Source organism: Psychromonas ossibalaenae ATCC BAA-1528, assembly GCF_000381745.1.
Lineage (GTDB): Bacteria > Pseudomonadota > Gammaproteobacteria > Enterobacterales > Psychromonadaceae > Psychromonas > Psychromonas ossibalaenae.
In genome coordinates this window covers 1-8,187 of the sequence record NZ_KB907055.1, presented here as the reverse complement: position 1 = coordinate 8,187, position 8,187 = coordinate 1, and the positions used below count along the sequence as shown (strand labels likewise).

6 protein-coding genes and 1 pseudogene are annotated in these 8,187 nt (G+C 40.1%); 2 read left to right on the top strand and 5 right to left on the bottom strand.

Annotation, left to right across the window (positions count from 1 at the left end):
* A partial coding sequence (locus tag G327_RS0123370) for an IS3 family transposase (protein ID WP_019617230.1) occupies window positions 1-301 on the top strand: 301 nt, incomplete at its 5' end.
* Between the two features lie 37 nt (window positions 302-338).
* On the opposite strand, the gene G327_RS0123365 is transcribed toward G327_RS0123370, so the two are convergent.
* The 4 genes from G327_RS0123365 to uvrA all read right to left on the bottom strand — a co-directional run bounded on the left by G327_RS0123365 (window position 339) and on the right by uvrA (window position 7,040).
* A complete protein-coding gene (locus G327_RS0123365) occupies window positions 339-1,481 on the bottom strand; it encodes a sugar transferase (RefSeq protein WP_019617229.1) in 1,143 nt (380 codons plus the stop codon).
* A gap of 199 nt (window positions 1,482-1,680) precedes the next feature.
* Window positions 1,681-2,328 carry a lytic transglycosylase domain-containing protein gene (locus G327_RS0123360; protein ID WP_019617228.1) on the bottom strand — a complete coding sequence of 216 codons (648 nt, stop codon included), beginning with the start codon at window positions 2,326-2,328 and terminating at the stop codon, window positions 1,681-1,683.
* A gap of 22 nt (window positions 2,329-2,350) precedes the next feature.
* Window positions 2,351-4,099 (bottom strand): PglL family O-oligosaccharyltransferase, encoded by a 1,749-nt coding sequence (locus G327_RS0123355; RefSeq protein WP_019617227.1) that lies wholly within the window; start codon window positions 4,097-4,099, stop codon window positions 2,351-2,353.
* Window positions 4,100-4,202: 103 nt separating this feature from the next.
* On the bottom strand, window positions 4,203-7,040 hold the full coding sequence (gene uvrA / locus G327_RS0123350) for an excinuclease ABC subunit UvrA (protein ID WP_026339521.1): 2,838 nt from the start codon (window positions 7,038-7,040) through the stop codon (window positions 4,203-4,205).
* Between the two features lie 216 nt (window positions 7,041-7,256).
* Here uvrA and G327_RS0123345 point away from each other — a divergent pair, with 216 nt between their 5' ends.
* Window positions 7,257-7,805, top strand: coding sequence for a DUF2301 domain-containing membrane protein (locus G327_RS0123345; RefSeq protein ID WP_019617225.1), 549 nt, complete (start codon window positions 7,257-7,259; stop codon window positions 7,803-7,805).
* Between the two features lie 35 nt (window positions 7,806-7,840).
* Here the strand turns inward: G327_RS0123345 and G327_RS27250 are convergent.
* Window positions 7,841-8,187, bottom strand: a pseudogene (locus G327_RS27250) (IS4 family transposase); the annotation flags it as partial.

Below are 8,187 nucleotides of genomic sequence, written 5' to 3'. Positions count from 1 at the left end.
AGATCAAGGCGTTCAATATGCGAGCCATCAATATAGACGGATACTGAGGTTGCATAAGTTTGTAGGTAGTATGAGCAAAAAAGGATGTTGCTGGGATAATGCAGTAGCAGAAAGCTTTTTCGGCAGCTTGAAACAGGAGAGAGTTCACTGGCGCAATTATCGAACGCGCTATGCAGCTCAGCAAGATGTACTGAATTACATCACAATGTGGTACAACAGCCAACGGATGCATTCATACCTGAATTATCAAAGTCCCAATGAATTTGAGCGTATGGCTAAACCATTAAAAGAAGTAGCTTAAAGAACTTAACTAGGGTGACTGAATTAAGTTGACCAGGTCATTTCGCACCAAACCCCGTACATATGGTTTTAAGGGTTTTAAAGAAGATATTTACATCTAACCAAAAAGAGAGGTGTTTAATATAATACAGATCGTGAGCCAGCTTTTCTTTGGTGGACTCTGTATCTGCGGTATACCCCTGCACGGTTTGTGCCCAACCTGTAATACCGGGTTTTACCATGTGGCGATAGCCGTAAAAAGGAATCTCTTTCTCAAAAGCGTTAACAAATGCTTCTTGCTCAGGTCTTGGGCCGATTAATGCCATTTCTCCTTTTAATACGTTCAAAAACTGTGGCATCTCATCTATTCTTGTTTTACGGATAATACGTCCGACTTTTGTAACTCTTTCATTTTCTTCCGTGGCAAATTTTGAATCTGCTTTCGGGCAATTAACTGCCATGCTTCGAAATTTATATATTTTAAACGGCTTGCCGGCTTGGCCTATTCTACTTTGTGTGTAGATTGCAGAGCCTGTGCTTTCTAATTTTATCAGTGCACAAATGAACAGCATAAACGGTAATAAAATTGGGAAGCTAATGAGTATAAGTAAAGATTCCCAAAACCTTTTAAATACGAAATAAGCGGGATTAGGGCGAAGTGAGCCTAATGAGTTTTCAGAGAGATGCATGGTTTGTACTTTTCCATCTAACATCTCTTTAATGCTTTCTGAGTGAAAAACTGGGATATTATTAATGCTGCAGTCGGCAATAAATTTTTCTTGTTCAGGCGTTAAATTATTATGTAAGTTTACAACTAACCCCTGTCGAATGTTTTTAAACAGGTACGGTGCTTCTAATACCTGCAGGTCAATGCTGTCATGATGGTTGAATTTTTCTATATCGAAATTGTTAATCGCATTAAGTTTTAATTTAGATTCAGCGTGGCTGAATAATGAACTAATAAATAACCAAACCAAAACAATGAAAAAGCCGTGCGCTAAAGCTGGGCGAGAATAGTCTATTCGAAACAATACTATAGCTGTAATCGCTAGACAATAAACTGAGAACATAACGGGTAATACGTAGTATTTTTTTTCAACTAATAAATATTTTGTGATCTTAGGGAGAGTGGTGGCACAGGTTAAGTATGCAACCAAAGTTATCACTAAGCTATTATTGACTGTTTTTAATTCTATCGGCATGAGAAGAGCAATATATAAATATATTAATACAATGCCGAGACCATAGTTAATGTATGTGTTAGATAGTATCTTGTTGAGTCCATTCATTATTTTTTACTTTTTATCTCGTCTGTAAAATTCATTAGCCTTACATAAATGTTACTATTGTAATGTTTTTATTGCAGTTTATCAGTGACACAAAACTATTTACAAAGGACATTTACATGTTTTCTTTGTAATACCTGTAAAAGTTCATCACCTTAGATACATAGTTTTGAGTTTCAGGATAGGGGGGGATTTTTCGGTTATAACGTCTTACAGTTCCTTCTCCTGCATTATAAGCGGCTAGGGCTAGCTTCTTGCTTTTAAACTCTTTCAGCAGCTTATTTAAATAAAGTGCACCTGCATGAATGCTTTGTTTAGGATCAAATGGGTCGTTAACACCGAATCTTTTGGCTGTGACCGGCATCAGCTGCATTAAACCTTTTGCTCCAGCAGTGGAAACAGCTTTACGCTGATAACTTGATTCTGCAGTGATCACTGCATGAATAAATTCCGGCTCTAAATTATATTTATCGGCAGCCTGAACAATTAAGGAGTGATATCTTCTTTGTAGTGTTTTACTGTTGGGTATTTTGATATTGCTGTAACTTTTTTCTTTCCAGTTTTTAAAGCTGCCCGGATTTTCATTGGTTTCACTGCGTAATAATAAACGGTACTTTTCATTAACTTTACGCTGTGAGAAATGCTGATTGCCGTTGCGGTCAATGTAGATATATATATCCGCGCACACTTTATGAGTCAGCAGTAGACTGAGGAATAGAGGCTGCACAATTTTAACTATTTTATATATGAAAATCCGTTTCATTATAAATATATACTCTTAATAATTACTGAGTTTGTAATGCTTTGCTTTCTGTTATCTGGTTCGAACTAGCTGCTGATTTTTGAGCTGAACTACTACTTTTAGTTTGTTTAACCGGTTTATCAATATCTGCTAACTGTTTATCTAATGGATATAGATATCGCGCATAACCTAACACTTCTTTGGCTTTTTCCACCTGATTATTATTAATATAAGCCAGATACAAAATAATATAAAAGAATGATTTAGGTTTAACTTTAAGCACTTCTTTGCTTGAGTCTATAACTGCATGAATTTCTTCTGGTTTATTAAGTCGTACTGCCATGGATAAACGAAAATAATTAAGATGAAATTCAAATCGGTCTTCAAAAACTAAAGGATTGATTATATCCATTAATAAGCGAATATCATGTTGCTTACTGCGCTCATAGGTGGTGATTTTAGATATGGCATGCAGGTTTGTAACCATAAAAACAGTGGTGAACAGCGGAATTAACAGAGAGAAAGTACGTAATGCAAAGGTAGGCCTGAATATCTTTTCTTGTATAATTTTAGATTCAGAATCGATATAAAAAACGAGCACAATTAATACTAACCAGTGCAGTGCAGAATGATAAAGAGGGTACTCTGTCTGAGTGTGTAAGGATATAGGAATTACTAATGCTAACAGAGCTAAGCCATAGGATAACTTAAAATTGTGTAATAAACGTAGAAAGCAGACAGCTAATAGTAAAATTGCGATTATTGGTACAGCCCCCCCCTCCACTGCCCAGAAAAGAGTATCGTTATGAGGGTGAGTATAGTGGCTCTTTAGTGCAGGTAGTCCTTCAGTTTTTACTCGCTCGGAATAACTTAGTAAATAGACTCTTTCAAAGCTGCCGTATCCATTACCTAGTAGTGGTTTTGCTTTGAATAGCTGAAAGCTGTGCTGCATATTTCTTAGGCGTTCATTATCTTGATTCATCGATTCGATGCCGCGTGCTTCTAATAACGCAGTACCTTTCAATGAACCAAAGCCGATGCCTAGTAAGATAACTAGTAGAAAGAGTCCCAAACGCTTTTTGTTTTGCTGCCAAGCCCAAGGTATAAAAAGCACAACCGACAATAAGCTTCCTAAATAGCCGACACGCGACATAGTGACAGTAATCACCCAAATGTTAAGCATGGCGGTGAGCAGTAAAAATATCTGTAGTTTTCTACAGTTAACCTGCTGCAGTAAATAACCTGCCAAAATAAGCGTAGTGGCCATAAAAGAAGCCAGTACATTCGGCTGCTGGAAGATGCCGTAGGGACGCCCATAACCAACGTCATAACCAAAGATATTATCTGCAGGTAATAGATAATCCTGCATCAGGCTATAACAAGCCTGTAGAAAACCGGCGAGTACGATTAATAATAAAAGGCGCTGTATATGAGTACGTTTAAACTGAAACTGCTGCAGACTGACAAACAGTAAAAAACCGGCGACTAGACCCATTAAGCGGGTATAGCTTTGATCTGCCAGTTCATTATTGGGATAAAACAGAGGGATTAAAAACAGTACGACTGCACTTAAAAACACCAGAGTAAAACGAGAGTAGAATATTTTCTGCTGTACAGTTATTTTCCATAAACCTAAACCAATCAGCGTGGAGAAAAAAATCCACACTACATTGTTTTGCGCTAACTCAAGGCCACTTCCTCCCTGATTATGCTGAAAGTAATGGGCTCCAAGACCCATTAATAATGCAAAGGTAATAAGAAAAGCCCGTGTTAATTTCTGCTGTAAATCCATTTATTATCCTGTTTATATAGCTAAACTAGCTGTCTATTACCTGCCCTGCGGAACTTAGCTCGAACGTTATGCTGACATCCGAGCTAAGCTGCTAATCGTATATTCAAGTAGTTTGGTTCTTTTTTTCTAAAATTGGCTTTAGGAACATTCCCGTATAACTGCCTGAAACCTTGATAACATTTTCCGGGGTATCCGCTGCAATTATCTCTCCGCCGCCGTTGCCGCCTTCCGGCCCTAAATCGACGATCCAGTCTGCTGTTTTAATAACATCCAAATTATGTTCAATAATAACAACGGTATTGCCATGATCGCGCAGAGTATGAATGACTTTTAAAAGCTGAGCAATATCATGGAAGTGCAAACCGGTTGTTGGTTCATCAAGAATATACAGGGTTTTACCTGTATCACGTTTTGAAAGCTCTTTTGCTAATTTTACGCGCTGTGCTTCACCACCCGACAGTGTCGTAGCTGCCTGTCCTAAGCGAATATAAGAAAGGCCCACATCCATTAATGTTTTTAATTTACGTGCAATTACCGGCACCGGCTCAAAAAATTTAAAGGCATCTTCTACTGTCATATCAAGTGTCTGGTGGATGCTTTTTCCTTTGTATTTAACTGATAGGGTTTCACGGTTATAACGTTTGCCTTTACAGGCATCGCAGGGCACATAGACATCGGGTAAAAAGTGCATTTCCACTTTAATAACACCATCTCCCTGACAGGCCTCACAGCGGCCGCCTTTGACATTAAAGCTGAAACGTCCAGGTTTATAGCCGCGAGCACGAGATTCCGGTGTGGCCGCAAACAGTTCGCGAATAGGGGTAAATATTCCTGTGTAGGTTGCCGGATTGGATCTTGGTGTACGCCCGATAGGGCTCTGGTTGATATCAACGACCTTGTCCAGGTGGCTTAACCCGCTTATTTTTTTATAGGGCGACGGTTGAGTCGTAGTGGCTTTATTGAGCTTAGTCTGCGCCAGCGGGTAAAGCGTATCGTTAATTAAGGTGGATTTACCCGAGCCGGAGACACCGGTGATGCAGGTTAAGACACCGACAGGTATTTCCAGGTTAACAGATTTGAGGTTATTACCCGATGCTTCACTTAATTTAATCCATTTATCAGTTAAAGCAGTGCGCTGTTTGGGGACTGCTATCTCTTTGCGCCCGCTGAGGTAATCTGCAGTTAATGAATTTTCAGCATTAATAATATCCTGATAATTTCCCTGAGCGATAATATCGCCGCCGTGAATACCTGCGCCTGGGCCGATATCAATAATATGATCCGCCTGGCGGATCGCATCTTCATCATGCTCTACCACAATCACTGTGTTACCTAGATCTCGCAGATGAGTCAGGGTTTTCAGCAGGCGTTCATTATCGCGCTGATGCAGGCCGATGGAAGGTTCATCTAAGACATACATTACCCCCATTAAACCTGCACCAATCTGGCTGGCTAAACGGATCCGCTGTGCTTCACCACCAGAAAGAGTTTCAGCACTGCGCTCTAAACTCAGGTAGTTAAGTCCGACATTCACTAAGAAACTGAGTCGCTCTAAGATCTCTTTCAGGATCTTATCGGCTATTTGGGCTTTCTGTCCCTGCAGTTTTAGGGTACTGAAAAAGGATTCTGCTTCTGCAATTGATAACTGCGCAATATAAGGCAGATTGACATCATTAATAAATACATGGCGGGATGCTTGTTTTAATCGTGAACCACAGCAGCTTGAACATGACTGGCGGTTCATATATTTGCTCAGATACTCACGCATCGCACTTGATTCAGTTTCCCGGTAACGGCGAGAACGGTTAGGCAGTACCCCTTCAAAAGCATGTAAACGAGAGACTTGATCGCCTTTATCGTTACTGTATGAAAAAGAAATCTTCTGTTTTCCTGTCCCGTTTAATACATAACCCTGATGTTTTTTAGAAAGATCCTGGAAAGGGGTGTCTACAGAGAAGCCGTAATGCTCACTAACGGCCGACAGCATTTGGAAATAATAATTAGATTTGCTGCTCCAGCCTTCAATTGCACCATCGGCAAGACTCAGGGCTTTATCGGTGACGACTAACTGCGCATCAAAGTATTGTTCAATACCTAAACCGTCACAGGTTTCACAAGCGCCGGCCGGATTATTAAATGAAAAAATACGCGGTTCTAATTCAGCAATACTGTAACCGCAGTGCGGGCAGGCAAAGTTTGCCGAGAAAAGCTGTTCTTCCTGCTCTCCATCCATAAAGGCTAGTACTGCTGAGCCGTTACTTAAGTTTAATGTGGTTTCAACCGATTCGGCCAGACGCTGTTTTAAATCATCGCGTACTTTAAAACGATCTACCACCACTTCAATAGTATGCTTTTTATGCAGCTCTAATATCGGTGGATCGCTTAAGTCACAAATGTCACCGTCAATTCGTGCTCGTAGAAAGCCTTGTGCAGCCAGGCTTTCAAAGGTCTTAACGTGCTCGCCTTTACGCTCTTTAATAATCGGTGCAAGCAGCATCATTTTACTGCCCGCAGGGTTGCTCAGAATGGAATCGACCATTTGACTGACTGTCTGCGCGTTTAGTGTAACATTATGGGTCGGGCAGCGCGGGTCGCCGATACGTGCGAACAGAAGACGCAGATAATCATAAATTTCAGTAATGGTGCCAACAGTTGAACGAGGATTATGGGAAGTGGATTTTTGTTCAATAGAGATGGCTGGTGATAAACCTTCGATATGTTCAACATCCGGCTTTTCCATTAACGATAAAAACTGTCGGGCATAAGCGGATAATGATTCCACATAACGGCGCTGGCCTTCTGCGTATAAAGTGTCAAATGCTAAAGATGATTTTCCTGAGCCGGACAAGCCGGTAATAACAATCAGCTTATCGCGAGGAATGGAAAGATCTATATTTTTCAGGTTGTGGGTTTTTGCGCCACGAATTTCGATATTGTTCATGATTTCCTCAGCATTTGGACTAAATAAAGTGTAACGGTAACAGGGGAATTGTATACTGTAAATTAAAACAGTACACGTAAATTCACTGCTGTGTTTTACTTCTCTTTTCACTCAATTTATCTGCTTGATTTAATTTGTTTTTTCAAATAATGCCCGGCAAACTACCGATTATAGTATACGCTTGACAGCATAGGTAATTAGCAGAGGAACAATTAAATGGCAGATCCGCATATTCAGGAAAATTTAGATCGTTGGGATAAATTAACTATCTCTATATATCGTTTCGGTATGCTGCTAACGTTTTTTGCCTTATCAGGTTTAGCACTGCAGCAGCTGTTTTATCCTTTGTGGTTTAAAGAAAGCTTGATTTTCTTAGCATTGGCGACGCTTCTGCAGGCCTCGTCATTACATCTGTATAACAAAGCTATTAGGCTGCTTTTGGTGAATGCCTGCTGGTTTGGAGTATGGCTGTCAGCGGTTAGTTTTACCTTAAGCGGGCTGCTGGCGGCTTATTTAAGTCTTGGGTTGTTATCGGTAACCTTAGCGGGTATTGCTTTTAAAGAGAGTTTCTGTTTTTCGTTAGCGTCGCTTAAACTTGTTCCGGTTATTTTAGTCTGCACCTGGGGAGCGGTTGTTGCCTCTCTGGGGGAATGGGCTGCCGGCGGTTTTTTTATAACGGCTCTTTTGTATTTATATATGGCCTGGAAAAAAATTAATATGCCGCTTTATTACGATCTGGGAGACCGCTCCAAATATGAGATTTAACAGACAGAAAAAAACCGCTGATTAGCTAATGCCGTTCACTTAAGGTGAACGGCATTTCTTTTTTTAAGCGGGTAGCCATTTTTTGAACATTTCAATTCTCGGGGGGAACGCCTCTCTCGCCTTGCTGGCAAAACAAATTGTTTCGCACTTTTTGTTATATTCATCACATGCTTTGGGATATTTCCTGGTGAGCAAAATGGCAACATCGTTAACTCGTAGATAATATGCATGGATGCACCATGAAAGCTTAGTTGGTTAGGATGTATTCCATCGAGTGACTTTGCCATTAATACCATTTGATAACGTATTAAGTTATACGCTAATAATATCCCCCATAACTCTTGCTTTACTAATTCAGGCTGATTGCTACGTAGCGTAAACT